Raw genomic sequence first — 25482 nt, 5'->3', positions numbered from 1 at the left:
GCCTATTCAAGCGCACTCCCGATCAGTCCTTGGCCAGGATGTCAGAAGAGCCTTAGTTGTGGATAAGTTCCGCGGCAATCGCCGCCAGATCGTCAAAAATCAAGGTGCCCGCCGGTAGGGTCTTGTCCTGCGTCTTTTCGCCTTTCCCGGTCTTTACCAAAACTGGCTGAGAGTCGACGGCTCTGGCGGCTTCCAGGTCACCGAGAGTATCGCCGACGAACCATAGATTCGTCAGCGAAACGTTGTAATGCGCGGCGATGGTTTTCAACATCCCGGGTTTTGGTTTGCGGCAATCGCAGCCATCGTCTGGCCCGTGCGGGCAATAGACGATCAGCCCGACTTCACCGCCCTGCTCCGCCACCAGCTCGCGTAAGCGAGCGTGCATGGCATCCAGGGTGGCGATGTCGTAGTAGCCGCGAGCGATGCCCGACTGGTTGGTAGCGACCGCCACCGTCCAGCCGGCCTTGCTCAACTGCGCGATCGCTTCGATCGAACCGGGGAGCGGAATCCACTCCTCCACCGACTTGATGTACGCATCGGAGTCGTAATTGATCACCCCGTCCCGATCGAGAATCAGCAGTTTCAACAGCAGCCCCTTAGCCCAGCAGCGAAATGTCGGCGACGCCGAGGAACAACCCACGCAGACGCGCCAGCAGCGCATAGCGGTTGGCTCGCACCTTGGCATCTTCGGCGTTGACCATCACCGCTTCGAAGAACGCATCCACCGGCTCGCGCAAGGCGGCCAGACGCGCCAGCGATTCGCTGTACTGACGAGCAGCGGCCATTGGCTGAACAGCCTGGTCAGCCTGCTGGATCGCCGAATACAGGGAGAACTCGTTGGCGTTGTCGAAGTACTTGGCTTCAACGACCGAAGGAACAGAGCCTTCGACCTTGCTCAGCAAGTTCGAAACGCGCTTGTTCACAGCGGCCAGGGCTGCGGCTTCCGGCAATTTGCGGAACGCTTCTACCGCTTGTACACGCTGATCGAAGTCCAGCGCCGAACCCGGCTTCAGGGCACGTACCGACAGATAAGTCCCGACATCAACGCCTTCGTCTTCATAACGGGCACGCAGACGGTCGAAGATGAATTCCAGCACCGAGTCATTCAGGCCGGCAGCCTTCACTTTGGTACCGAACGCATTCACGGCAAACGCCACGGCGTCGTTCAGGTCGAGGTCGAGCTTCTTGTCGATCAGGATGCGCAATACACCCAGCGCTGCACGGCGCAGGGCATACGGGTCTTTGCTCCCGGTAGGCAGCATGCCGATACCGAAAATACCCACCAGCGTGTCGAGCTTGTCGGCGATGGCCACTGCAGCACCGGTGAGGGTGGTCGGCAGTTCAGCGCCGGCGCCGCGCGGCATGTACTGCTCGTTCAGCGCCAGTGCGACTTCTTCCGGCTCGCCGTCGTTGAGGGCGTAGTAGTAACCGGCGACACCTTGCATCTCCGGGAACTCGCCGACCATTTCGGTCGCAAGGTCGCACTTGGACAGCAGGCCGGCACGGGAAGCCCATGCGGCGTTACCGCCAATACGTTGAGCGATGAACGCAGCGAGTCTGGAAACGCGTTCGGCCTTGTCGTAGACGCTGCCGAGTTTTTCCTGGAACACCACGTTCTGCAGACGCAGATTGAAGTCTTCGAGTTTCTGCTTCTTGTCTTGCTTGAAGAAGAACTCGGCGTCGGTCAGGCGTGGGCGAACCACTTTCTCGTTACCGGCGATGATCTGCTGCGGGTCTTTGCTTTCGATGTTGGCCACGGTAATGAAACGAGGCAGCAACTTGCCGTCGGCATCCAGCAGGCAGAAATACTTCTGGTTGTCCTGCATGGTGGTGATCAGCGCTTCTTGCGGCACGTCGAGGAAACGTTCTTCGAACGAGCACACCAGCGGCACCGGCCATTCAACCAGCGCGGTCACTTCGTCGAGCAGGCTTGGCGGCACGATGGCCGTACCTTCCTGCAGCGTCGCCAGTTCTTCGGTGCGCTTGCTGATCAGTTCGCGACGCTCGTTGGCGTCGGCCAGCACGTAAGCCGCGCGCAGATCGCTCAGGTAGTTGGCCGGCGAGGTGATGCGCACGCTTTCAGGATGGTGGAAGCGGTGACCACGGGAATCGCGGCCGGACTTTTGCGCGAGGATAGTGCAGTCGATGACGTGGTCACCGAGCAGCATTACCAGCCATTGAGTCGGGCGAACGAATTCTTCCTTGCGAGCACCCCAGCGCATGCGCTTGGGGATAGGCAGGTCGTTCAGGGAATCTTCGACGATGGTTGGCATCAGGCTCGCGGTCGGCTTGCCGGCGATGCTTTGGCTGTAGCGCAGTTTCGGACCGCTCTGATCGATTTCGCTCAGGTCGACGCCGCACTTCTTGGCGAAGCCCAGGGCCGCTTGAGTCGGGTTGCCTTCGGCATCGAACGCGGCCTGACGCGGCGGGCCGTCGAGGTTGATGCTGCGATCCGGCTGCTGGGTTGCCAGCGCGGTGATCAGCACGGCCAGGCGACGTGGCGCGGCGTAGACGGTTTTGGTTTCGTAGTTCAGGCCGGCGGCTTGCAGGCCTTTGTCGATACCGGCCATAAACGCTTCGGCCAGGGTATTCAGGGCTTTGGGTGGCAGTTCTTCGGTGCCCAATTCAACCAGAAAATCTTGAGCACTCATTGTGCAGCCTCCAGCTTGGCCAGTACTTCATCACGCAGGTCCGGGGTCGCCATCGGGAAGCCCAGCTTGGCGCGAGCCAACAGGTAGGCTTGCGCAACGGAACGCGCCAGGGTGCGTACACGCAGAATGTATTGCTGACGCGCGGTCACCGAGATCGCCCGGCGCGCATCCAGCAGGTTGAAGGTGTGGGAAGCCTTCAACACCATTTCGTAGCTCGGCAACGGCAATGGCTGATCGAGTTCGATCAGGCGCTTGGCTTCGCTTTCGTAGAAGTCGAACAACTCGAACAGCTTCTCGACGTTGGCGTGTTCGAAGTTGTAGGTCGACTGCTCCACTTCGTTCTGGTGGAACACGTCGCCGTAGGTCACTTTGCCAAACGGACCGTCAGCCCAGACCAGGTCATAGACCGAGTCCACGCCTTGCAGGTACATGGCCAGACGCTCCAGACCGTAAGTGATCTCGCCGGTCACCGGGTAGCACTCGATGCCGCCCGCTTGCTGGAAGTAAGTGAACTGCGTCACTTCCATGCCGTTGAGCCAGACTTCCCAGCCCAGACCCCAGGCGCCCAGCGTTGGCGACTCCCAGTTGTCTTCGACGAAACGGATGTCGTGCACCAGCGGGTCGAGGCCCACGTGCTTGAGGGAGCCCAGGTACAGTTCCTGGAAGTTGTCCGGGTTCGGCTTCAGGACTACCTGGAACTGGTAGTAGTGCTGCAGACGGTTCGGGTTTTCGCCGTAGCGGCCGTCAGTCGGGCGACGACTGGGCTGCACATAAGCGGCGTTCCAGGTTTCCGGGCCAATGGCGCGCAGGAACGTGGCAGTGTGGAAAGTGCCGGCGCCTACTTCCATATCGTAGGGCTGAAGTACCACACAACCTTGCTCGGCCCAGTATTGCTGGAGGGCGAGGATCAAGTCTTGGAAGGTACGCACGGCTGGCGTAGGCTGGCTCACGAAATTCACCTGTTTCTTGGGCTGCGATTTAAAGAGCGGGAGTATACCCGATTCGGTCCTGCGCACGCCCCCTGGAGCCTTATGCCACGCTGCTTTTGGTGTACCGAAGATCCGCTGTACATGGCTTATCACGATCAGGAGTGGGGCACGCCGCTACGCGATGCGCAGGGTTTGTTCGAGTTGCTTTTGCTCGAAGGGTTCCAGGCCGGGCTTTCCTGGATCACCGTGTTGCGCAAACGAGAGCGCTATCGCGAGGTACTGTTTAGCTTCGACGTACAGCGCGTGGCACAGATGAGCGATGCGGAAATCGATGAATTGATGCTCGATCCGGGGATCATACGCAATCGCCTCAAACTCAATGCCGCCCGGCGCAATGCCCAGGCCTGGCTGGCGCTGGAGGACCCGGTGGCGTTTCTCTGGTCGTTCGTCGGCGGAACGCCGGTGATCAATCATTTCAAGGATCGCAGTGAAGTGCCGGCCGTGACACCGGTCGCCGTCGAGATGAGCAAAGGCCTGAAAAAAGCCGGATTCACGTTCGTCGGCCCGACCATTTGTTACGCGTTGATGCAGGCCTCGGGCATGGTCATGGACCACACTCGGGATTGCGATCGCTACGCCACCTTGGCGAACGGCGGTTAGAATAGCCGCCTCGCGCACAGCACAAGATCAGGAGTGACCTGTGGATAAGTTGAAAGGCGCCTTGCTGGTAGGCGCTCTGCGTTTGTTTGCCCTGCTTCCTTGGCGGGCAGTGCAGGCGGTGGGTTCGGCGATTGGCTGGATCATGTGGAAAACCCCCAACCGTTCCCGCGACGTGGTGCGGATCAACCTCGCCAAGTGCTTTCCGCAGATGGACCCGGCCGAACGCGAGCGTCTGGTGGGCCAGAGCCTGAAAGACATTGGCAAGTCCCTGACCGAGAGCGCTTGCGCGTGGATCTGGCCGGCTCAGCGATCCATTGATCTGGTGCGCGAAGTCGAAGGTCTCGACGTGCTCAAGGATGCTCTCGCCTCCGGCAAAGGCGTGGTCGGCATCACCAGTCACCTGGGCAACTGGGAAGTGTTGAACCATTTCTATTGCAACCAGTGCAAACCGATCATTTTCTACCGTCCGCCCAAACTCAAGGCCGTGGATGAGTTATTGCGCAAGCAGCGGGTGCAATTGGGTAACCGGGTGGCCGCTTCCACCAAGGAAGGCATCCTCAGCGTGATCAAGGAAGTGCGCAAAGGGGGGGCAGTGGGTATTCCGGCAGACCCGGAACCGGCCGAATCCGCCGGGATCTTCGTGCCGTTCTTCGCCACTCAGGCCCTGACCAGTAAATTCGTCCCAAACATGCTGGCCGGCGGCAAAGCGGTCGGCGTGTTCCTGCATGCCCTGCGGCTGCCGGACGGTTCGGGTTACAAAGTGATCCTCGAAGCCGCCCCCGAGGCCATGTACAGCACCGATACCGAAACCTCCTGCGCGGCGATGAGCCAGGTGGTCGAGCGCTATGTGCGGGCTTATCCGAGCCAGTACATGTGGAGCATGAAGCGCTTCAAGAAGCGTCCGCCGGGTGAAGAACGCTGGTATTGATGCAAAAAATCAAAAGATCGCAGGCTTCGCCAGCTCCTACAAAGGCTCGGCGTACATCCCGTAGGAGCTGCCGAAGGCTGCGATCTTTTGATCTTTATTGGCCTGCGTGCGCCTGACGCTCAAGCTTTTTCAGAAACACTGTCATCTCCTTCTCCGCCTGCTTGTCGCCATGGTTGCGGGCGGCTTCCAGGCCCTGTTCCCAGGCCTGACGCGCCGCCGCGTAATCCGCCAGCGCCAGATGGGCCTTGCCCAATAGCTTCCAGGCTGCCGAATACTTCGGATCGAACTCGACGCAGCGCTGGAAATGCTCCGCGGCCTTGGCATTTTCACCCAGATCCAGATAACCCTTACCCAGGCCGAAACGCAGCAGCGAGTTATCCACACCCTTGGCGAGCATTTTTTCCAGGGATTCGATCATCGGTGCTTCCTCAGTCAGTGATCATTCCCACGCTCTGCGTGGGAATGCAGCCCGGGACGCTCTGCGTCCCATTCAAAGCCGAACGCGGAGCGTCCGTTGAGGCATTCCCACGCAGAGCGTGGGAACGATCATCAGAAAAAGCTCAAGCCCACATGGAACAGCTTTTCCACATCCCGAATATGCTTTTTATCCACAAGGAACAGAATCACATGGTCGCCAGCTTCGATCACTGTGTTGTCGTGGGCGATGATCACTTCCTCATCGCGAATGATCGCGCCAATGGTGGTCCCCGGCGGCAGGCCGATGTTTTCGATGGCCTTGCCGATCACCTTGCTCGACTTCGCATCACCGTGGGCGATGGCCTCGATGGCTTCCGCCGCACCTCGACGCAGTGAGTGCACGCTGACGATATCGCCGCGCCGCACGTGGGCCAGCAAGGTGCCGATGGTCGCCAATTGCGGGCTGATGGCAATGTCGATGTCGCCGCCCTGGATCAGGTCGACGTAGGCCGGGTTGTTGATGATCGTCATCACCTTCTTCGCGCCCAGGCGCTTGGCGAGCAGCGACGACATGATGTTGGCTTCGTCGTCGTTGGTCAGCGCCAGGAAGATGTCGGCGTCGGCGATGTTCTCTTCCATCAGCAAGTCGCGGTCGGAGGCACTGCCTTGCAACACCACGGTGCTGTCGAGGGTGTCCGAGAGATGGCGGCAGCGGGCCGGGTTCATCTCGATGATCTTCACCTGATAGCGGCTTTCGATGGCCTCGGCCAAACGCTCGCCAATCTGCCCGCCACCGGCGATGACGATGCGCTTATAGCTTTCATCGAGGCGGCGCATTTCACTCATCACCGCGCGAATATTCGCTTTGGCTGCGATGAAAAATACTTCGTCGTCGGCCTCGATCACCGTATCGCCTTGAGGCAGGATCGGCCGGTCACGACGGAAAATCGCCGCAACGCGGGTTTCGACATTCGGCATGTGTTCGCGCAACTGGCGCAGTTGCTGACCCACCAGCGGGCCGCCGTAATAGGCTTTCACTGCCACCAACTGTGCTTTGCCTTCGGCGAAGTCGATGACCTGCAACGCACCCGGATGCTGGATCAGGCGCTTGATGTAGTTGGTAACGACTTGCTCCGGACTGATCAGCACGTCGACCGGAATCGCTTCGTTATCGAACAGGTCGGCGCGGGTCAGGTACGCGGCTTCGCGGACTCGGGCGATCTTGGTTGGCGTGTGGAACAAGGTGTGAGCGACCTGACAAGCCACCATGTTGGTTTCGTCACTGTTGGTCACTGCAACCAACATGTCGGCGTCGTCGGCACCGGCCTGACGCAGTACGGTCGGCAGCGAACCGCGACCCTGTACGGTGCGGATGTCCAGCCGATCGCCGAGGTCGCGCAGGCGTTCGCCATCGGTGTCGACCACGGTGATGTCGTTGGCTTCGCTGGCCAGGTGTTCTGCCAGCGAACCGCCGACCTGCCCTGCGCCGAGGATGATGATTTTCATCCAGTCACTCCCTTAAAACCGGTTAACCGCGCGCGGCGGCAATCTTGATCAGCTTGGCGTAGTAGAACCCGTCGTGGCCACCTTCCTGGGCCAGCAATTGGCGACCGTGGGGCTGCTTGATGCCGGCCTGACTGGCGATGTCGAGTTCGCGGGCACCCGGTGTGCGAGCGAGGAACGCCTCGATGACTTCGGTGTTCTCGGTCGGCAACGTGGAGCAGGTGGCGTAAAGCAGAATGCCGCCCACTTCCAACGTTATCCACATGGCATCAAGCAGCTCGCCCTGAAGCACCGCCAGCGCGGCGATGTCATCGGGTTGGCGGGTCAGTTTGATGTCCGGGTGACGACGGATCACTCCGGTAGCCGAGCATGGTGCATCCAGCAGGATGCGCTGGAACGGTTTGCCGTCCCACCAAGTGGCGGTATCGCGGCCGTCGGCGGCGATCAGTTCGGCGCTCAGGCCCAGGCGTGCAAGGTTTTCCCGTACTCGCACTAGACGTTTGGCTTCCAGATCCACAGCCACCACGCCGGCCAGTTTGGGCTCGGCCTCAAGGATGTGGCAGGTTTTGCCGCCCGGTGCGCAGCAAGCGTCCAGCACCCGTTGGCCTGGCGCGAGGTCCAGCAGATCGGCGGCCAGTTGCGCGGCTTCGTCCTGCACGCTGATCCAGCCTTCGGCGAAACCTGGCAGGCTTCGCACGTCGGCGGCGGCGTCGAGGATGATGCCGTCCCGGCTGTAAACACACGGCGTGGCGGCGATACCCGCTTCACTTAGCAACCCGAGATAAGCATCGCGAGTCTGGTGACGACGATTAACCCGCAGAATCATCGGCGGGTGCGCGTTATTCGCCGCGCAAATGGCTTCCCACTGCTCAGGCCAGAAGGCTTTGAGGGATTTTTGCAGCCAGCGTGGGTGAGCGGTGCGCACCACCGGGTCGTGCTCCAGCTCGGCCAGCAGCGCTTCGCTTTCGCGTTGGGCACGGCGCAGCACGGCGTTGAGCAAGGCTTTGGCCCAGGGCTTTTTCAGTTTGTCGGCGCAACCGACGGTTTCACCGATGGCCGCGTGGGCCGGAACCCGGGTGTAGAGCAGTTGGTAGAGGCCGACCAGCAACAGCGCCTCGACATCGGCATCAGCTGCTTTGAACGGCTTTTGCAGCAACTTGGCCGCCAACGCCGACAAACGTGGCTGCCAGCGAGCCGTGCCGAACGCCAGGTCCTGGGTGAAGCCGCGATCACGGTCTTCGACCTTGTCCATTTGCGTCGGCAGAGAACTGTTGAGTGAGGCTTTTCCGTTAAGAACAGCAGCCAGTGCCTTGGCGGCAGCCAGACGTGGATTCATTGAGCGTCCGCCGCTTGACCGAGAACGGTGCCGACGGCGAATTTCTCACGACGGCTGTTGAACAAGTCGCTGAAGTTCAGCGCCTTGCCGCCGGGCAATTGCAGACGGCTCAGGCACAGCGCCTGTTCACCGCAGGCGACGACCAAGCCGTCCTTGCTGGCGCTGAGGATTTCACCCGGCGCGCCCTGCCCTTCGGCCAGGCTCGCAGCCAGCACTTTCAGCGCTTCGCCGTTCAGCGTGCTGTGGGTGATCGGCCATGGGTTGAAGGCGCGAACCAGGCGCTCCAGCTCAATTGCCGGGCGGCTCCAGTCGATGCGCGCTTCGTCTTTGTTCAATTTGTGTGCGTAGGTGGCGAGGCTGTCGTCCTGCACTTCGCCTTCCAGAGTGCCTGCGGCCAGGCCGGCAATCGCCTGAACCACGGCCGGTGGGCCCATCTCTGCGAGGCGATCATGCAGGCTGCCGCCGGTGTCTTCGGCGCTGATCGGCGTGGTGACCTTGAGCAGCATCGGCCCGGTGTCGAGGCCCAGTTCCATGCGCATCACGGTCACGCCACTTTCGCTGTCGCCCGCCTCAACGGCGCGCTGGATCGGTGCCGCACCGCGCCAGCGTGGCAGCAAGGAAGCGTGGCTGTTGATGCAACCCAGACGCGGAATATCCAGCACCACTTGCGGCAGGATCAGCCCGTAAGCGACCACTACCAGCAAATCCGGTTTCAGTGCAGCCAGTTCAGCCTGAGCGTCTTCGTTGCGCAGGGTCGGCGGTTGCAACACCTGGATGTTGTTTTCCAACGCCAACTGCTTGACCGGGCTCGGCATCAGCTTCTGCCCACGGCCCGCCGGACGGTCCGGTTGGGTGTAGACCGCAACGATCTCGTAAGGACTGTCGAGCAGGGCCTTGAGGTGTTCGGCGGCGAATTCCGGGGTACCGGCAAAGACAATGCGCAGTGGCTCAGTCATGAAAGCTCTCAATTACAAAGCGTCTTGAAAAGAAAAAGGCTTGCCGCGGCAAGCCTTTGAAAGAAGGGCATCAAGCGTTCTGGCGATGGAGCTTTTCCAGTTTCTTCTTGATCCGGTCGCGTTTGAGCGTGGACAGGTAATCAACGAACAATTTGCCGTTGAGGTGGTCGCATTCATGCTGGATGCACACCGCGAGCAGGCCTTCGGCGATCAGTTCGTACGGCTGGCCGTCGCGGTCCAGGGCCTTGATCTTGACTTTTTGCGGGCGGTCGACGTTTTCGTAGAAACCCGGCACCGAAAGGCAGCCTTCCTGGTACTGGTCCACTTCGTCGGTCAGGACTTCGAACTCGGGGTTGATGAACACCCGCGGTTCGCTGCGGTCTTCGGAGAGGTCCATCACGACGATACGTTTATGCACGTTGACCTGGGTCGCGGCGAGGCCGATGCCTGGCGCTTCATACATTGTTTCAAACATGTCATCGACCAACTGACGCACTTCGTCGTCCACTACAGCCACTGGTTTGGCGATAGTGCGCAGGCGCGAGTCGGGGAATTCGAGGATGTCTAAAATGGCCATAAGCTCAATTGCTGCACGTGTGAGGTAAAGTCGGGTCGATGGCCTGGCGAGTCCGAGGATGCAGGCTACCGTTGTGAACGTAGCTTCCGGCTTTTCAATAATGAGCAGGAAGCGAGCCACGAGGGCTCTGGCGTTTCACGCGAACGTACATAATAAAGGGATTCACCGCATGAGGAAATCACTACTCGCCTTGCTCCTTCTGGCCTCGGCCGGTTTTGCGCACGGGCAAGTGCAACTCAGGGAAGGTTTTCCACAGCAATACACCGTGGTGGCAGGGGACACACTCTGGGACATTTCCGCTAAATACCTGCGTGAACCGTGGGAATGGCCGCAGCTTTGGCAGGCCAATCCACAGATCGAAAACCCCAATCTCATCTATCCGGGCGATACGCTGTCGCTGGTTTACGTCAACGGTCAGCCACGCCTGACCCTCAATCGCGGCGCTTCCCGGGGCACAATCAAGCTTTCGCCACGAATCCGCAGCTCGCCGGTGGCCGATGCCATTCCGAGCATTCCGCTGAAATCGATCAACAGCTTTCTGCTGAGCAATCGCATCGTCGACAAGGCAGAGGATTTCGACAAGGCGCCCTACATCGTCGCCGGCGATGCCGAACGGGTGCTCAGCGGTACCGGTGATCGAATATTCGCCCGTGGCCATTTCGACCCGGCACAACCGTCGTACGGCATCTTCCGTCAGGGCAAGGTCTACACCGATCCGCAGAGCAAGGAGTTTTTGGGGATCAACGCCGACGACATCGGTGGCGGCGAGATCATTGCCACTGAAGGCGACGTCGCCACCCTGGCCCTGCAACGCACCACTCAGGAAGTGCGACTCGGCGACCGGCTGTTCAGCGGCGAAGAGCGCTCGATCAATTCGACCTTCATGCCCAGTGCCCCGACAACCGAAATCAACGGCCTGATTATTGATGTGCCGCGCGGGGTCACCCAGATCGGCGCGCTGGATGTCGTCACGCTGAACAAGGGGCAGCGCGATGGCCTGGCCGAAGGCAATGTGCTGGTGGTGATGAAAACCGGTGAAACCGTGCGTGACCGGATCACTGGCCAGCCATTGAAAATTCCCGACGAGCGGGCCGGTTTGCTGATGGTCTTCCGCACCTACGACAAGCTCAGCTACGGGCTTGTCCTTAACGCATCGCGCTCTTTGGCGGTGATGGACAAGGTGCGAAATCCGTAAGCCTGCTCACAAGTTACCAACAGAGTTATCCACAGCTTATTCCCGATTCGACGGGACTCTATAACGATCAAGGATGATCCATGTCGCTGTCTGCCTGTACGTCCGTTTCCCCTGCGGAACTGGAAGCCCGTTTACGCTTGCACCGTTTACCGGAGCTTGGCCCTGCGCGTTTCAAGAAATTGCTTGAGGCCTTCGGCTTTGCCTCCAAAGCCATCAGCGCACCGGCCAGTGCCTGGCGTGCGTTGGGCCTGCCACTCGCTTGCGCGGAGGCCCGGCGCTCCAGCGAAATTCGTGACGGCGCCAGCCATGCATTAGCCTGGTTAGAGCGTCCGGGCCAGCATTTACTGATGTGGGACCAACCTGACTACCCCGCTCTGCTGGCGCAAATCAGTGATGCGCCGCCGCTGTTATTCGTCGCGGGTGATCCGGGAATTCTGGAAAAACCACAGCTGGCGATGGTTGGCAGCCGTCGTGCTTCGCGACCAGGCATGGACACCGCCGCCGCGTTTTCCCGCACTCTGGCCGGCGCCGGTTTTGTCATCACCAGCGGTCTGGCCCTGGGCATCGATGCTGCGGCGCATCAGGCGGCTCTGGACGTTGGCGGGCAAACGGTCGGCGTACTTGGCACGGGGCTGGAAAATTTTTATCCACAGCGCAATCAGCGACTGGCAGAGGCCATGATCGCCTCGGGAAGCGCGGTACTTTCGGAGTTCCCGCTGGACGCCGGCCCTTCCCCCAGCAACTTCCCCCGACGCAATCGAATCATCAGCGGTTTGTCCCTCGGTGTGCTCGTGGTCGAGGCGAGTGTTGCCAGTGGTTCATTGATCACCGCCAGGCTGGCGGCGGAACAGGGGCGTGAGGTGTATGCGATACCGGGGTCGATCCATCACCCTGGCGCAAAGGGTTGCCATCAACTGATCCGCGACGGCGCGGTGCTGGTGGAAACCATCGAGCACATCCTCGAAGCCTTGCGCGGCTGGCAACGGCTGCCGTTATCCACAGAAACGCCGCCGGTGACAGAAACTCATCCGCTGCTCATATTGCTCCACGCGGCGCCCCTTACCAGCGAAGCCTTGTCGATCACCAGCGGCTGGGCGTTGTCGAAAGTGCTGGCAGCGCTGACGGAGCTGGAGATGGACGGCCGTGCGGTCTGTGAAAGTGGCCGCTGGCTTGCGCGGGGGCACTAGATTTTACAGGCTAGGTTTTGCATGGAAGATCGGTAAACTGCGCAGAGCCTTATTCCGGAGAGTTTTTCATGGTTAACAGTTGGCGTGTGCAACAAGCCGCAAGAGCCATTCGCGCAGGCGCGGTGATTGCCTACCCAACCGAAGCTGTCTGGGGCCTGGGTTGCGACCCCTGGGACGAAGAGGCGGTCTATCGTCTGCTGGCGATCAAGGGACGGTCTGTGGATAAAGGCCTGATTCTGGTGGCCGACAATATTCGCCAGTTCGACTTCCTCTTCGAAGACTTCCCTGAATTGTGGATGGACCGCATGGCCAGCACTTGGCCGGGCCCCAACACCTGGCTGGTGCCGCATCAGAATTTGTTGCCCCAGTGGATTACCGGCGTGCACGAAACAGTGGCGTTGCGGGTTAGCGATCACCCACTGGTGCGGGATTTGTGTGCGTTGGTCGGGCCGCTGGTGTCGACCTCGGCCAACCCTCAGGGGCAACCAGCGGCGCGGACGCGGCTTCGCGTGGAGCAGTATTTCCGTGGTCAGGTTGATTGGGTGCTGGGTGGCAATCTGGGTGGGCGCAAGAATCCGAGCGTGATTCGCGATCTGGCGACCGGCCACGTTGTGCGCCCGGATTGAGACCGCGTCATCGTTCTTCGCGGGCAAGCCTCGCTCCCACAGGTCCGAGGCGTATACAAATTATGTGAACGACCGAAATCCTGTGGGAGCGGGCTTGCCCGCGATGGCGTCCTCAAGGCAACAAAACGGTTGAGCCCGTCGTGCGCCGCGCCGACAATTCGATCTGTGCTTTCGCCGCTTCAGCCAATGGATACCGCTGACTGATGTCCACCTTCAACTTGCCGCTGATGATCATCTCGAACAGCTCATCGGCCATGCTTTGCAGGTTTTCAGCGTTGTTGGCGTAGGTCGCCAGGGTCGGTCGGGTCACGTACAGCGAACCCTTCCCCGCGAGAATCCCCAGATTCACTCCGTCCACTGCGCCCGAAGCATTACCGAAACTCACCACCAGCCCTCGAGGTGCGACGCTGTCGAGTGACGTCAGCCAGGTATCTTTGCCTACACCGTCGTACACCACCGGCACTTTTTTACCGTCAGTCAATTCCAGCACGCGTTGCGCGACGTTTTCATGGCTGTAATCGATGGTCGCCCAGGCACCATTGGCCTTCGCCAGGGCGGCTTTTTCGGGTGAACTGACCGTGCCAATCAGCTTCACGCCCAAGGCCTTGGCCCATTGGCAGGCCAGTGAGCCGACGCCACCGGCTGCTGCGTGGAACAGAATGGTTTCGCCACCCTTGAGTTCATATGTCTGGCGCAGCAAGTACTGCACGGTCAGGCCTTTGAGCATCACGCCGGCGGCCTGTTCGAAGCTGATGGCGTCCGGCAGATGTACCAGATTGGCTTCCGGCAAGACATGAACGTCGCTATAAGCGCCCAATGGGCCACTGCCGTAAGCCACGCGATCGCCGATCTTGAAGCGGGTGACTTCGCTGCCTACCGCCTCGACCACACCCGCGCCCTCCGCGCCCAGGCCCGACGGCAAGGCGGGTGGCGCATAAAGGCCACCGCGGTAATAGGTGTCAATGAAGTTCAGGCCGATGGCCTTGTTGGTCACGCGCACCTGCAGCGGACCGGGTTCGGCGGGCTGGTAATCGACATGCTCGAGCACTTCGGGACCGCCATGGGCGCGGAACTGGATACGCTTTGCCATCTGCACTTTCCTTAAGTATTAGCTTCTAGAGTTGTAGCGCCAAGCGGCCTATCGGACTCTTAAAGCTTGACCTTCGTCAACTGCGACGGCACAAGGTGCAGTGTTATCCTACGCAGCAATTTGCCGCCGGCCTGTATGAGCGCCGCGTAGCTTTGCCCGATTCAAGGTGATGCCATGACTACCCGCACCGAGGCCGTAAAAGCCTACCTGCTCGACCTGCAAGACCGCATTTGCGCTGCCCTGGAAGCTGAAGACGGCGGCGCGCATTTCGTCGAAGACGCCTGGACCCGGCCTGCCGGTGGTGGCGGTCGCACCCGGGTGATCGAAAACGGCGCGGTCATTGAAAAGGGCGGCGTCAACTTTTCCCACGTCTTTGGCAGCGGTCTCCCACCCTCCGCCAGCGCTCATCGGCCAGAATTGGCCGGCCGAGGCTTCGAAGCCCTGGGCGTGTCCTTGGTGATTCACCCGCATAACCCCCATGTACCGACGTCCCACGCCAACGTGCGCTTTTTCATCGCTGAAAAAGAAGGTGAAGAGCCGGTCTGGTGGTTCGGTGGCGGCTTCGACCTGACCCCTTATTACGGTAATGAAGAAGACTGCGTGCATTGGCACCGCGTCGCCGAACAGGCCTGCGCGCCGTTTGGCCCGGACGTCTACCCGCGCTACAAGGCATGGTGCGACAGTTACTTCCACATCAAGCATCGTCACGAGCCGCGTGGCATCGGCGGCCTGTTTTTCGATGACTTGAACGAGTGGGACTTCGACACCAGCTTCGCCTTCATGCGCGCCATCGGCGATGCGTTTATCGACGCGTACCTGCCAATCGTGCAGCGCCGCAAGAATGATGCGTTCACGGCCAAACAGCGGGAATTCCAGGAGTTTCGCCGTGGTCGTTACGTCGAGTTCAACCTGGTCTATGACCGCGGCACGCTGTTCGGCCTGCAATCGGGCGGACGTACCGAATCGATCCTGATGTCACTGCCGCCGCAAGTGCGCTGGGCCTACGACTGGAAGGCCGAGCCGGGCAGTGAAGAAGCGCGCCTGACCGAGTACTTCTTGCAAGACCGCGATTGGTTGGCCAAGGCCTGATTCCAGGGTTTGAGTTTTTGCATCGTCGGGGCTGCAGTCAAGATCGCAGCCTTCGGCAGCTCCTACGGTTGAGGAATGTAGATGGACCGTTACGTCGTATTCGGTAACCCGATTGGCCACAGCAAGTCGCCGCTGATCCACCGTTTGTTCGCCGAGCAGACGGGGCAAAAACTGGACTACAGCACTTTGCTGGCGCCCCTCGACGATTTTTCCGGCTGTGCCCAGGCATTTTTCCGCGAAGGGCGTGGGGCGAATGTGACGGTGCCGTTCAAGGAAGACGCCTATCGTTTGGCGAACAGCTTGACCAAGCGAGCGCAGCGGGCCGGCGCGGTGAATACTTTGAGCAAACTGACCGATGGCAGTTTGCTGGGTGACAACACCGATGGCGCCGGGCTGGTGCGGGATCTGACGGCCAACGCCGGATTCAGCCTTGCGGGCAAACGCATCCTGCTGCTCGGGGCCGGCGGTGCGGTGCGCGGTGCGCTGGAGCCACTGCTGGCGGAGCAACCGGCGTCGGTGATCATCGCCAACCGTACGGTGGAAAAAGCCGAATTGCTGGCGGAATTGTTCGCGGATCTGGGGCCGGTATCGGCCAGTGGTTTCGATTGGTTGCAGGAGCCGGTGGACCTGATCATCAACGCTACGTCCGCCAGTCTGTCAGGCGATGTACCGCCGATTGCCAGCAGTTTGATCGAGCCGGGCAAGACGGTTTGCTACGACATGATGTACGGCAAAGATCCGACTTCGTTCTGCCGTTGGGCCAGCGAGCACGGCGCGGCGGTGGCGATGGATGGTCTGGGAATGCTGGCCGAGCAGGCGGCGGAAGCTTTCTACCTGTGGCGCGGTGTGCGCCCGGATACCGCGCCGGTATTGGCCGAACTCCGCCGCCAGCTCGCGCTCTAGGCTTTTGTGGCGAGGGGGCTTGTCGGAACGCCGCATCGCCCCGTTGGACGGCGAAGCCGTCCCAAAACTGCCACGACCGCTGCGCGGCCGAACGGGGGCAAGCCCCCTCGCCACAAGTCGGTGTTTATTCCAGGGTCGAGTGTTTCAATCTTCAAACCGGATCGGGCATTTCTCCGCGCCTTCGAGCTTTCTCAATTCCTCCACCACCTGCGGCCGTGCTCGCCGCAAGGTCAGGCTGCGATCCTGGCGCAGCAGCCGTCGCGCTTCCTGGTGCAGCATTTCCACGCCCGAATAGTCGATGAAGTTGATCTGCTGCGCCTCGATCACTACCCGCGCGCCTTGCATCCGTTGCAAACGCACTTGCAGGTAATGGCTGGCGCCGAAAAAAATCGAACCGCCGACTCGCAGAATGTCTTCGTCGCCCTCACGCCAATACTGCACCCGAGGTTGCGAGGTGCGTTTGAGGTAGAAGAACAGCGAGGCCAGCACGCCGGCGTAGATCGCCGTTTGCAACTCCAGCAACAGCGTCGCGACACAGGTCAGCGCCATGACCAGAAACTCGGCACGGCTGACCCGCAACAAGGCGCGAATGCCGCGATGGTCGACCAATCCCCAGGCGATCAACAAAATGCTGCCGGCCATGGCCGGGATCGGAATGTGCGCGATCAATAGCGCGCCGAAGATAGCGAACAACGCCACCCACACTGCTGAAAAAACGCCCGCCAACGGTGAGCAGGCACCGGCGTCATAGCTCAGGGCCGAGCGGGTGAAGGAACCGGCTGACAGCGAGCCGGAAAAAAACGCCCCGACCATGTTCGAGAAACCCTGGGCGCGGACTTCTTGATTGGCGTCGAGCAACTGCTGCGAGCGCGCCGACAAGGAGCGGGCAATCGACAGGCTTGTCACCAGCCCGAGCATACCGACCGCCACCGCGCTAGGCAGCAGGCGCAACACCAGGTCTAGGTCCAGCGGCAACGGGCTGAAGGGCGGCAGCCGCCCGACAAAGGCGCTGACTAGCTTCACATGACCGAACATCGCTGGCCACAGCCATACCAGCAACCCGCTCAAGGCCAGAGCGATCAACAGCGTCGGCCAGCGCGGCACCAGCAGTTTTAGCACGATGCCTATCACCACCGTGGCCAGGCCCAGTACCAGCGAGGGTTTGTCCACCTCACTGAGATGACTGAACAGCAGCACCAGGCTGTTCAGCGCCGTGGCCTGGTTGGGCACATCCAACCCCAGCAAGTTCGGCAGTTGCCCAATGGCAATCACCACCGCTGCGCCAAGGGTGAAGCCCAGCACCACTGAGTGAGAGACGAAATTCACCAGGGCGCCGAAACGCAGCAAACCCAGCAACCACTGGAAAATGCCCGCAAGGAGTGTCAGAAGCAGGATCAGCGTGACGTAGTCCTGCGACGCGGGGACGGCCAGAGGACTGACGCTGGCGTACAGGACGATGGAAATGGCCGCCGTAGGACCGCAGATCAAATGCCACGACGAACCCCACAGGCAGGCGATCAGCACCGGGATGATCGCGGCGTACAAGCCATATTCCGGTGGGAGACCGGCGATCAGGGCGTAGGCAATCGATTGTGGCAACGCGAGAATCGCACCGCTCAGGCCGACGATCAGGTCACGGCCGACGCTGGCGCGGGTTTGCCGGGGCAACCAGGTCAGGAAGGGAAAGAGTGAATGGCGGCTGGGGAAGGCCATGGGTCCTCTCGGGTGGGGTTTTACGGAAGAGTATCAGGACCCACGCTGATCGTTCCCACTGTGGGAGCGGGCTTGCTCGCGAATGCGGTGTGTCAGTCGATATAAATGCCGGATCTGATGACCCCTTCGCGAGCAAGCCCGCTCCCACATGAACTTAGAGCTTGGCTTTCACGGCCGGCAACGCGTCCTTCCCGTCCACGGTCTTCACCCCGTCCAGCCACTTATCCAGCACCGCCGGATTGGCCTTGATCCATGCCTTGGCCGCCGCGGCATTGCTGATCTTTTTGTTCACCACCTCGGCCATGATGCTGTTCTCCATTTCCTGGGTAAAACTCAGGTTGGTGAGCAGTTTGCCGACGTTCGGGCAGGCCTGTGCATAACCTTTGCGGGTCAGTGTATAAACGCTGCCGGTGTCGCCGAAGTACTTCTCGCCGCCCTTCAGGTAATGCATTTTCAGCTGCACGTTCATCGGGTGGGGCGTCCAGCCGAGGAAGGTCACGAACTTCTGTTTCTTCACCGCGCGAGACACTTCGGCCAGCATCGCCTGCTCACTGGATTCGATCAGCTTCCACTGCCCCAGGTCGAAGTCGTTCTTCTTGATGATCTCTTGCAGCGAGATGTTCGCCGGGGCGCCAGAGCCGATGCCATAGATCTTCTTGTCAAACTTGTCAGCAAACTTGTTCAAGTCGTTAAAGTTATGCACACCCGCGTCCCAAACGTAATCCGGGACCGCCAGCGTGAACTCGGTGCCGTCGAGGTTCTTCGCCAGTTGCGTAACGTCGCCATTGGCCACGAACTTGTCGTAGAAGCCTTGCTGCGCCGGCATCCAGTTACCTAAAAACACGTCCACCTGGCCATCCTTCAGACCGCCAAAGGTGATCGGTACTGCCAGCGTATCGACCTTGGCCTTGTAGCCCATGCCGTCCAGCAGAAACCCGGTGATGGCGTTGGTTGCAGCAATGTCGCTCCAGCCAGGATCGGCCATTTTCACCGTCTCGCAGCTTTGCTCGGCATAGGCCGAGGCACTGCCCAGAGCCAGAAGCCCGACCGTCAGTACTGTGGATAACCTTTGCATGGACTTCCCCTTAACATTATTGGTTTTGGCAGGGTTGTGGATAACGTGCTTTACGTTCCAGATCGTCGAGGTCGATGTGGTTGCGCATGTACTGCTGGCTGGCGTCCACCAGCGGCTGGTGATCCCAGCTCTTCAGCTTGCCGATGGTCAGGGCGTCGGCGACGAAACGCCGGCGTCGCTGACTGGCGAGCACCTGTTGGTGGATCGCCGGGATATCCCATTTGGCCCGCGCTTCGGCGAGAAACTCCTCGAAAAGCTGCCGATGTTGCGGCGATTGGCTGAGTTCTTCCTGTTCCTTGGGGTCGTTATGTACATCGAAGAGTAGGCAAGGATCGTCTTCGCTGTAGATGAATTTGTAGGCACCACGGCGAATCATCATCAACGGGCTGATGGTGCCTTCAGCCATGTATTCACCGAAAACTTCATCGTGACCGCCCTGCCCTTGCAGGTGCGAAACCAGCGAACGGCCGTCCAGCGGCAGACCCGGTTCCAGCGAGCCGCCGGCCAATTCGACAAAGGTCGGCAGCAGGTCGGCAGTGGACACCGCCGCGCTGACCCGGCCGGCCCCGAATTGCCCTGGTGCACTGATCAACAGCGGTACACGGGCAGCCATTTCGTACCAATGCATTTTGTACCAGAGGCCGCGCTCGCCGAGCATGTCGCCATGGTCACCGGAGAATACGACGATGGTGTCATCGATCAGCCCGGTTTCCTCGAGTGTTTGCAGAAGTTTGCCGACGTTACTGTCGATATAGCTGCATGCACCGAAGTAGGCGCGTCGCGCGTCGCGAATCTTATCCACAGGCAGCGGCTTGTCCCAAAGGTCATAGACCTTGAGCAAACGCTGGGAGTGAAGATCAAGTTGATCCTGTGCGGGTGTTTCGGGCAAAGGGATGTCGGCGTCGTCGTACATATCCCAGAAAGTTTTGGGAATCGTGTACGGATCGTGTGGGTGAGTCATCGACACGGTCAGGCAGAACGGCTGATCGCCATCCTCGCGAATGTGATCGAACAGGTATTGCTGGGCCTTGAACACCACCTCTTCGTCGAAATCCAGTTGATTAGTGCGCACGCAAGGCCCGGCTTGCAGCACCGACGACATGTTGTGATACCAGGTTGGCCGCACATCCGGCTCATCCCAGTTCACCGACCAACCGTAATCGGCCGGGTAGATGTCGCTGGTCAGGCGTTCTTCATAGCCGTGCAACTGGTCCGGGCCGCAGAAGTGCATCTTGCCCGACAGCGCGGTGCGATAACCGAGGCGACGCAGGTAATGGGCATAGGTTGGAACGTCGGCGGGGAAATCGGCCGCGTTGTCGTAGGCGCCGATCTTGCTCGGCAACTGACCGCTGACCAGAGTAAAACGCGACGGCGCGCAAAGAGGGCTATTGCAATAAGCGGCGTCGAACACCACGCCTTCGGCGGCGAGGCGGCTGAGATTCGGCAGTTTGATAGGCGAAGGGCCGTAGAACGGCAACATTGGCGCGGCCATTTGATCGGCCATGATGAAAAGAATATTTTTGCGCTTCATGTGATCGCGGCATTCCATAGTGGATATTTATGCGAGAGTGCTGTGATCGAGCATGGAGTCCATTAACCTTGTGGTAAAGCCCATGCTAGGCAATGACTAGGATAAGCACAGCTTATGTATGACGCCCTCGGTGATTTGTCTCTGGACTTGCTGCGCGCCTTTGAAGCCGCGGCCCGGCAGCGCAGCTTCACCGCCGCCGCGGTGGAGCTCGGCACCACGCAACCGGCCATCAGTCAGCAGATCAAACGATTGGAAGAACAGCTCGCGACCCGGTTGTTCGATCGTATTTATCGCGGAATTGAGCTGACTGAGGCCGGGACCATTCTGTTCGAGCAAGTTCAGCTCGGTTTGCAGAATATCGATGCAGGATTGAGCGCAATCAGCGCACAGCAACAGCACGAAGTGTTGCAGGTGGCCACCGACTTCGCCTTCGCCGCGTACTGGCTGATGCCGCGACTTCACCGCTTCCACACCGCCAACCCTCAAGTGGACGTCAGCCTGGTCACCAGCGAACGCAGCCACAACATGCTGCGAACCGATATCGATGTGGCGGTGCTGTTCGGGGATGGCCGGTTCAAGCAAGGCGAGAGTCACTGGCTGTTCAGCGAAGAGGTGTTTCCGGTGTGCAGCCCGCTGCTATTGAAGGACCGTGCCCTGCCCTTGCCGGCTCAGGCATTGCTGGAGTTTCCGCTGCTGCACCTGCGAGGCGAACACAGCAGCAACTGGTTTGATTGGAGTGGCGTGTTTCGCGAATTGGGGATCACCTCGACCCCGTCCCCGGGACAACTGCGCTTCGACAATTACACCCTGCTGATTCAAGCGGCAATTGGCGGCCAGGGCGTTGCGATTGGGTGGCGGCACCTTGTGGATAACTTGTTGGCGCAAGGTTTGTTGTGTCGCCCCATCGCCGACACGGTGATTTCCAGGCTGGGTTATTACGTGGTTCTGCCCCAGCGCAAACGGCGTGGGGCATTGATTCAACTGTTTGTGGATTGGTTGATGGCGGAACAGGCCAGCAGTGCGCAATCGCTCAATGGTCTCCCTTTACCTTCGATTGCGGTGTAAACGGGTTCGGACGATTTTTACTATTCCGATGTCGCAATAAAATTCACATGCTCACCAACATGCAGGTTCAGGTGCAGCTCATCGGCAATCCCTACGGCTACCCTGTTCAGCCGTTCCAGCGCTGCGGCCAGGCCAGGTTCCAGGCTACTGCTGACGTGACTGAAATGCTCGATGGTCAGGCCGGGCACGCGGCGTGGTGCGTTGACCAAGGTCCAGTGCAAAGAGCTGCTTTGCAGAGCCTCGCGGATTTCTTCGGCGGCGTGGCGTTGCAACGGGTCTTCTATTTCCGGGTCGTCCAGCACCTCGAAATCGCCCACCACAAACAGCCGGGAAATGCCTGCGGCCTGCATGCCGTCGATCAGTGCATCCACCGCCAGCACCTCCTCGACCGGACCGGGCACGATGGATTTTTCGATGTGCTCACTGTTCATCGGCAACCCTGGCGCATCGAGCAGGCAGATCACCGCCGAACAGCCGGCCACGCTTTGCTTGACCCGCTTGGCATCGAACAGGTCACCGGCCTTGGTGCGTAAACCCGGGCGCGGCGCGAGCGCGTTCAGGTCATCGAGAATCGCGATCACTTCATGCTGGCGCCGCAGCATTTCAGCCATCAGCGCACTGCCCAAGCTACTCATGGCACCATAAAGCACTACCTTCACCACCGGGGTTTCGGCATTTTTCATGGCCGTGCTCCCTACTTTCCTGCGTATATGGTGTGTGACCTGCGGGAAGCGGCGAGGGTTCGACAAGGTTTCAGAGGGGGTCAGATGCAAACGATCAAGGGCTACCACGCCCATGTCTATTTCGACGCCAGTACCCTGCCGCAGGCCCGGGCCCTGTGTGAACAGGCAGTGCAATTGTTTCCGCTGAAGATGGGCCGAATGCACGAACGCCCGGTCGGCCCGCATCCAGACTGGAGCTGCCAATTGGCTTTCGAGCCGCAGTACATTGGCGAGGTGTTGCCGTGGCTGGCGCTCAACCGTAAGGGATTAGTGATATTCCTGCACCCGGACACCGGCGACGATCTGCTCGACCACACCGAGCACGCGATCTGGATGGGCGCGATCCGGCCGCTGAACCTGTCTGTTTTCTGATCAGAGTTGTTCTTGCGCCTCACCGGGCAAGTGCTCGTCCAGATGCAGCCACGGCAAACGACTGTCCGTCCAGATATGCCGCTCGGCCGGTGCCTGCTCGGGATGGTCGAGGGTGGCGATGGTCACATCGATGCTCTCGGGGCTGAGCTGCGTCACCAGCGCCAGTTGCGCCCCACAGTTTGGGCAGAAATATCGCACGCAAGTAGACGAAGACTCGTACCGGGATGGCGTACCCGCCATCCATTCAAATGCTGAGGCGGGCACGGTGATCCAGGTGGTCACGATCCCGCCGCTGACCCGTCGGCAAATCGAGCAATGACAGTGAGCGATGTCGTGCAATGGCCCGCTGAATTGATAGCGGATTTGTCCGCAGTGGCAACCGCCGGTGTGAAGTTCACCCATGTCTTTTGCTCCTGACCCCGTGATTACGGCCTTTCAACCGGGCCGACGACCGGTTGTACATTCGGTCAATGCTTTCACTCGCGAAAGCTGGCTGAAAGCTTCCCCGATTAGGATCGCCCTCACTGCCGGCAACAGACCGGTTGGCCAATGCGAGTGTTTTATTGCCCGCCCGGTCCATTAAACAACAACAATGGTGATTCTGATGTCCGCTACTACCCGCCTCTTCGCTGCAACTCCGCCCGTACGCCTCGTGCTTCCCGTTCTGCGCTGACCTCATCCGGTTCGCCCATTTACTAGCCGCGCTACGCCTGGAGTATTCCTATGCTGACTTTCCTTGGCTTCGCCATGGTCATCACGTTCATGTTCCTGATCATGACCAAGCGCCTGTCCGCGCTGATCGCCCTGATCATCATCCCGATCATCTTCGCCCTGTTCGGCGGCTTCTCGCCGAAAATCGGCCCGATGATGCTCGAAGGCATCACTAAGCTCGCGCCGACCGGCGTGATGCTGATGTTCGCCATTCTCTACTTCGCCCTGATGATCGACTCCGGCCTGTTCGACCCGGCCGTGCGCAAGATCCTCAAACTGGTCAAGGGCGATCCGCTGAAAGTTTCGGTCGGCACCGCCGTACTGGCGCTCGTCGTCTCCCTCGATGGTGACGGCGCGACCACTTATATGATCTGCGTGGCCGCCATGCTACCGCTCTACAGCCGTATCGGCATGAGCCCGCGGATCATGGCCGGTCTGATCATCCTCGCCGGTGGCGTGATGAACATGACCCCTTGGGGCGGCCCGACCGCTCGTGCGGCCAGTGCGCTGCATGTCGACCCGTCCGACATCTTTGTGCCAATGATTCCGGCAATGCTGGCCGGCGTGGTGGCGATTCTGGCGATTGCCTACTTCTACGGTAAACGCGAGCGTGCGCGTCTGGGTGAATTGCACCTGGTGGGCGATGAAGTCGACCACAGCGAAATCAGCGTTTCGCAATTCCCGGATGCTCGTCGTCCAAAGCTGATCTGGTTCAACGGCGCCCTGACCCTGGCGCTGATGTGCACTCTGATCGCCGGCCTGTTGCCGTTGCCGGTGTTGTTCATGGTGGCCTTCAGTATCGCGATGATCGTCAACTACCCTTGCCTGCAACAGCAGAAGGATCGCGTCGCGGCCCACGCCGGTAGCGTGCTGGCGGTGGTCGGTTTGATCTTTGCCGCGGGTATCTTCACCGGTATCCTGACGGGCACCGGTATGGTCGATGCCATGTCGAAAAGCCTGCTGGCGGTCATCCCGGATTTCCTCGGCCCGTACCTGGCCGTGATCACCGCGCTGGTGAGCATGCCGTTCACGTTCTTCATGTCGAACGATGCATTTTATTACGGCGTGTTACCGGTACTTGCCGAAGCCGCTAGTCATTACGGTATAACCGCGGTGGAAATGGCACGTGCCTCGATCGTCGGTCAGCCCGTCCACTTGTTGAGCCCGCTGGTACCATCAACCTACCTGTTGGTGGCCCTGGCCGGTATCGAATTCGGTGACCATCAGCGGTTCACCTTGAAGTGGGCAGTGCTGGTTTGCCTGTGCATACTGGTCGCTGCGTTGCTGATGGGGATTTTTCCGCTGTTCAGCACTCTATAAGCCCAAGACTCACCATGACGGGTCCAGGCTTTGTTGTTTGAAGCCCGGGCCCTTTGTGGTTTAAACACTCGCTCAAAGGAATACACATGGAATGGCTGACCAACCCTGAAATCTGGGTTGCCTTCTTTACCCTGACTGCCCTGGAGATCGTCCTGGGCATCGACAACATCATCATGATCTCGATCCTGGTCAGCCGCATGCCCAAGCACATGCAGGCGCGCACCCGGATTTTCGGCCTGGCGCTGGCCATGATCACGCGGATCCTGTTGCTGCTGTCGATCACCTGGGTCATGCGCCTCACCGCAGACCTGTTCGAAGTATTCGGCCAGGGTATTTCCGGGCGAGACCTGATCCTGTTCTTCGGTGGTCTGTTCCTGCTGTGGAAGAGCTCGCAAGAGATGTACCACGCGCTGGAAGGTGAAGATGAAGGCGGCGACGAGCCTTCGGGCAAGGGCGGCAATTTCCTGTACACCATCATCCAGATCGCGATCATCGACATCGTGTTCTCGCTGGACTCGGTGATCACGGCGGTGGGCATGGTTTCCCACGTACCGGTCATGGTTGCGGCGATCATCGTTGCCGTACTGGTAATGATGGCGGCCTCGGGCACCATCAGCGCGTTCATCGACAAGCACCCGTCGCTGAAAATGCTGGCGCTGTCGTTCCTGTTGCTGGTGGGTACCGTGCTGATTGCCGAATCGCTCGACGTGCACTTGCCAAAAGGCTACGTCTACTTCGCGATGGCGTTCTCGTTGGCGGTGGAAGCGATCAACATCAAGTTGCGCACCGCCATGGCGAGAAAGCGCAAACAGCAGGATCCGGTGAAACTGCGCAAGGATGTTCCGGGTCAGTAACCCGAACACCCTGCGATGACAAAGGGGCCTTCGGGCCCCTTTGTCATCTCTGCAGCAAACTGTTTTCATGAC

At 60.0% G+C, this 25482-nt stretch carries 25 protein-coding genes; 11 read left to right on the top strand and 14 right to left on the bottom strand.

The genetic code is table 11. The annotated features are described in order from the left end of the window. Positions 1–52: 52 nt before the first annotated feature. Genes gmhB through glyQ form a run of 3 tightly spaced genes read right to left on the bottom strand, consistent with a single transcriptional unit; the run spans position 53 to position 3601 of the window. Positions 53–592, bottom strand: a complete 540-nt coding sequence (gmhB, locus tag TU81_RS26330; protein WP_167344829.1) for a D-glycero-beta-D-manno-heptose 1,7-bisphosphate 7-phosphatase — start codon at positions 590–592, stop codon at positions 53–55. Between the two features lie 4 nt (positions 593–596). Then, a complete protein-coding gene (gene glyS / locus TU81_RS26325) occupies positions 597–2651 on the bottom strand; it encodes a glycine--tRNA ligase subunit beta (RefSeq protein ID WP_048397358.1) in 2055 nt (684 codons plus the stop codon). After that, positions 2648–3601 (bottom strand): glycine--tRNA ligase subunit alpha, encoded by a 954-nt coding sequence (gene glyQ / locus TU81_RS26320; RefSeq protein ID WP_003213601.1) that lies wholly within the window; start codon positions 3599–3601, stop codon positions 2648–2650. The genes glyS and glyQ overlap by 4 nt, the downstream gene beginning before the upstream one ends. An 81-nt stretch (positions 3602–3682) precedes the next feature. Here glyQ and tag point away from each other — a divergent pair, with 81 nt between their 5' ends. Both tag and TU81_RS26310 read left to right on the top strand, forming a co-directional pair. Continuing rightward, positions 3683–4240: a DNA-3-methyladenine glycosylase I gene (gene tag / locus TU81_RS26315; RefSeq protein WP_048397357.1), complete on the top strand. Its 558-nt coding sequence runs from the start codon at positions 3683–3685 to the stop codon at positions 4238–4240. Positions 4241–4280: 40 nt separating this feature from the next. Continuing rightward, the gene (locus TU81_RS26310; protein ID WP_008007909.1) at positions 4281–5168 is read left to right on the top strand and encodes a lysophospholipid acyltransferase; all 888 of its coding nucleotides are present in this window, start codon (positions 4281–4283) and stop codon (positions 5166–5168) included. Positions 5169–5262: 94 nt separating this feature from the next. Here TU81_RS26310 and TU81_RS26305 read toward each other — a convergent pair whose 3' ends face one another. The 5 genes from TU81_RS26305 to def all read right to left on the bottom strand — a co-directional run bounded on the left by TU81_RS26305 (position 5263) and on the right by def (position 9957). After that, complete coding sequence (locus TU81_RS26305) at positions 5263–5586, bottom strand: tetratricopeptide repeat protein (protein ID WP_038980395.1); 324 nt, start codon at positions 5584–5586, stop codon at positions 5263–5265. A gap of 131 nt (positions 5587–5717) precedes the next feature. Continuing rightward, complete coding sequence (gene trkA, locus TU81_RS26300; protein ID WP_038980394.1) at positions 5718–7091, bottom strand: Trk system potassium transporter TrkA; 1374 nt, start codon at positions 7089–7091, stop codon at positions 5718–5720. 22 nt (positions 7092–7113) lie between these two features. Beyond that, the gene (gene rsmB / locus TU81_RS26295; protein ID WP_038980392.1) at positions 7114–8424 is read right to left on the bottom strand and encodes a 16S rRNA (cytosine(967)-C(5))-methyltransferase RsmB; all 1311 of its coding nucleotides are present in this window, start codon (positions 8422–8424) and stop codon (positions 7114–7116) included. Continuing rightward, the gene (gene fmt, locus TU81_RS26290; protein WP_048397356.1) at positions 8421–9380 is read right to left on the bottom strand and encodes a methionyl-tRNA formyltransferase; all 960 of its coding nucleotides are present in this window, start codon (positions 9378–9380) and stop codon (positions 8421–8423) included. Before fmt ends, rsmB begins: the two co-directional genes overlap by 4 nt. Positions 9381–9450: 70 nt before the next feature. Continuing rightward, on the bottom strand, positions 9451–9957 hold the full coding sequence (gene def / locus TU81_RS26285) for a peptide deformylase (protein ID WP_008007919.1): 507 nt from the start codon (positions 9955–9957) through the stop codon (positions 9451–9453). Between the two features lie 169 nt (positions 9958–10126). Between def and TU81_RS26280 the strand changes: the two genes are divergently transcribed. The 3 genes from TU81_RS26280 (at position 10127) to TU81_RS26270 (ending at position 12965) form a co-directional block, all read left to right on the top strand. Then, the gene (locus TU81_RS26280) at positions 10127–11152 is read left to right on the top strand and encodes a LysM peptidoglycan-binding domain-containing protein (RefSeq protein ID WP_038980388.1); all 1026 of its coding nucleotides are present in this window, start codon (positions 10127–10129) and stop codon (positions 11150–11152) included. An 80-nt stretch (positions 11153–11232) separates the two neighbouring features. Further along, positions 11233–12339, top strand: a complete 1107-nt coding sequence (dprA, locus tag TU81_RS26275; protein WP_048397355.1) for a DNA-processing protein DprA — start codon at positions 11233–11235, stop codon at positions 12337–12339. A 68-nt stretch (positions 12340–12407) separates the two neighbouring features. Then, the gene (locus TU81_RS26270) at positions 12408–12965 is read left to right on the top strand and encodes an L-threonylcarbamoyladenylate synthase (RefSeq protein ID WP_038980384.1); all 558 of its coding nucleotides are present in this window, start codon (positions 12408–12410) and stop codon (positions 12963–12965) included. Between the two features lie 112 nt (positions 12966–13077). Here TU81_RS26270 and TU81_RS26265 read toward each other — a convergent pair whose 3' ends face one another. Then, positions 13078–14055, bottom strand: coding sequence for an NADPH:quinone reductase (locus TU81_RS26265; RefSeq protein ID WP_048397354.1), 978 nt, complete (start codon positions 14053–14055; stop codon positions 13078–13080). Between the two features lie 174 nt (positions 14056–14229). Between TU81_RS26265 and hemF the strand changes: the two genes are divergently transcribed. Then, entirely contained in the window at positions 14230–15144 is a 915-nt protein-coding gene (gene hemF, locus TU81_RS26260) for an oxygen-dependent coproporphyrinogen oxidase (RefSeq protein WP_008076302.1), read from the top strand. A gap of 81 nt (positions 15145–15225) precedes the next feature. Then, positions 15226–16047 carry a shikimate dehydrogenase gene (gene aroE, locus TU81_RS26255; RefSeq protein WP_048397352.1) on the top strand — a complete coding sequence of 274 codons (822 nt, stop codon included), beginning with the start codon at positions 15226–15228 and terminating at the stop codon, positions 16045–16047. A 144-nt stretch (positions 16048–16191) separates the two neighbouring features. Here aroE and TU81_RS26250 read toward each other — a convergent pair whose 3' ends face one another. The 3 genes from TU81_RS26250 to betC all read right to left on the bottom strand — a co-directional run bounded on the left by TU81_RS26250 (position 16192) and on the right by betC (position 20366). Beyond that, complete coding sequence (locus TU81_RS26250; protein ID WP_048397351.1) at positions 16192–17760, bottom strand: SulP family inorganic anion transporter; 1569 nt, start codon at positions 17758–17760, stop codon at positions 16192–16194. Between the two features lie 154 nt (positions 17761–17914). Beyond that, positions 17915–18835 carry a choline ABC transporter substrate-binding protein gene (choX, locus tag TU81_RS26245; protein ID WP_048397350.1) on the bottom strand — a complete coding sequence of 307 codons (921 nt, stop codon included), beginning with the start codon at positions 18833–18835 and terminating at the stop codon, positions 17915–17917. A 16-nt stretch (positions 18836–18851) separates the two neighbouring features. After that, positions 18852–20366, bottom strand: coding sequence for a choline-sulfatase (gene betC / locus TU81_RS26240; RefSeq protein WP_048397349.1), 1515 nt, complete (start codon positions 20364–20366; stop codon positions 18852–18854). A gap of 114 nt (positions 20367–20480) precedes the next feature. Here betC and TU81_RS26235 point away from each other — a divergent pair, with 114 nt between their 5' ends. After that, positions 20481–21431, top strand: coding sequence for a choline sulfate utilization transcriptional regulator (locus tag TU81_RS26235; RefSeq protein ID WP_038980375.1), 951 nt, complete (start codon positions 20481–20483; stop codon positions 21429–21431). Between the two features lie 20 nt (positions 21432–21451). Here TU81_RS26235 and TU81_RS26230 read toward each other — a convergent pair whose 3' ends face one another. Continuing rightward, complete coding sequence (locus TU81_RS26230) at positions 21452–22114, bottom strand: NAD(P)-dependent oxidoreductase (protein ID WP_038980374.1); 663 nt, start codon at positions 22112–22114, stop codon at positions 21452–21454. A gap of 84 nt (positions 22115–22198) precedes the next feature. Between TU81_RS26230 and TU81_RS26225 the strand changes: the two genes are divergently transcribed. After that, positions 22199–22525 carry a DOPA 4,5-dioxygenase family protein gene (locus TU81_RS26225; RefSeq protein WP_048397348.1) on the top strand — a complete coding sequence of 109 codons (327 nt, stop codon included), beginning with the start codon at positions 22199–22201 and terminating at the stop codon, positions 22523–22525. Here TU81_RS26225 and TU81_RS26220 read toward each other — a convergent pair whose 3' ends face one another. Next, on the bottom strand, positions 22526–22927 hold the full coding sequence (locus tag TU81_RS26220; RefSeq protein ID WP_038980372.1) for a GFA family protein: 402 nt from the start codon (positions 22925–22927) through the stop codon (positions 22526–22528). Between the two features lie 321 nt (positions 22928–23248). On the opposite strand from TU81_RS26220, the gene TU81_RS26215 reads away from it, so the two are divergent. Both TU81_RS26215 and TU81_RS26210 read left to right on the top strand, forming a co-directional pair. Then, complete coding sequence (locus TU81_RS26215; protein WP_038980371.1) at positions 23249–24556, top strand: CitMHS family transporter; 1308 nt, start codon at positions 23249–23251, stop codon at positions 24554–24556. Between the two features lie 86 nt (positions 24557–24642). After that, entirely contained in the window at positions 24643–25410 is a 768-nt protein-coding gene (locus tag TU81_RS26210) for a TerC family protein (RefSeq protein WP_038980370.1), read from the top strand. Positions 25411–25482 lie beyond the last annotated feature (72 nt).

The sequence above is a fragment of the Pseudomonas lini genome (genome assembly GCF_001042905.1).
Lineage (GTDB): Bacteria > Pseudomonadota > Gammaproteobacteria > Pseudomonadales > Pseudomonadaceae > Aquipseudomonas > Aquipseudomonas lini.
Note: the sequence above shows the minus strand (reverse complement) of the source record. Positions and strands in the feature narration are given on the sequence as shown.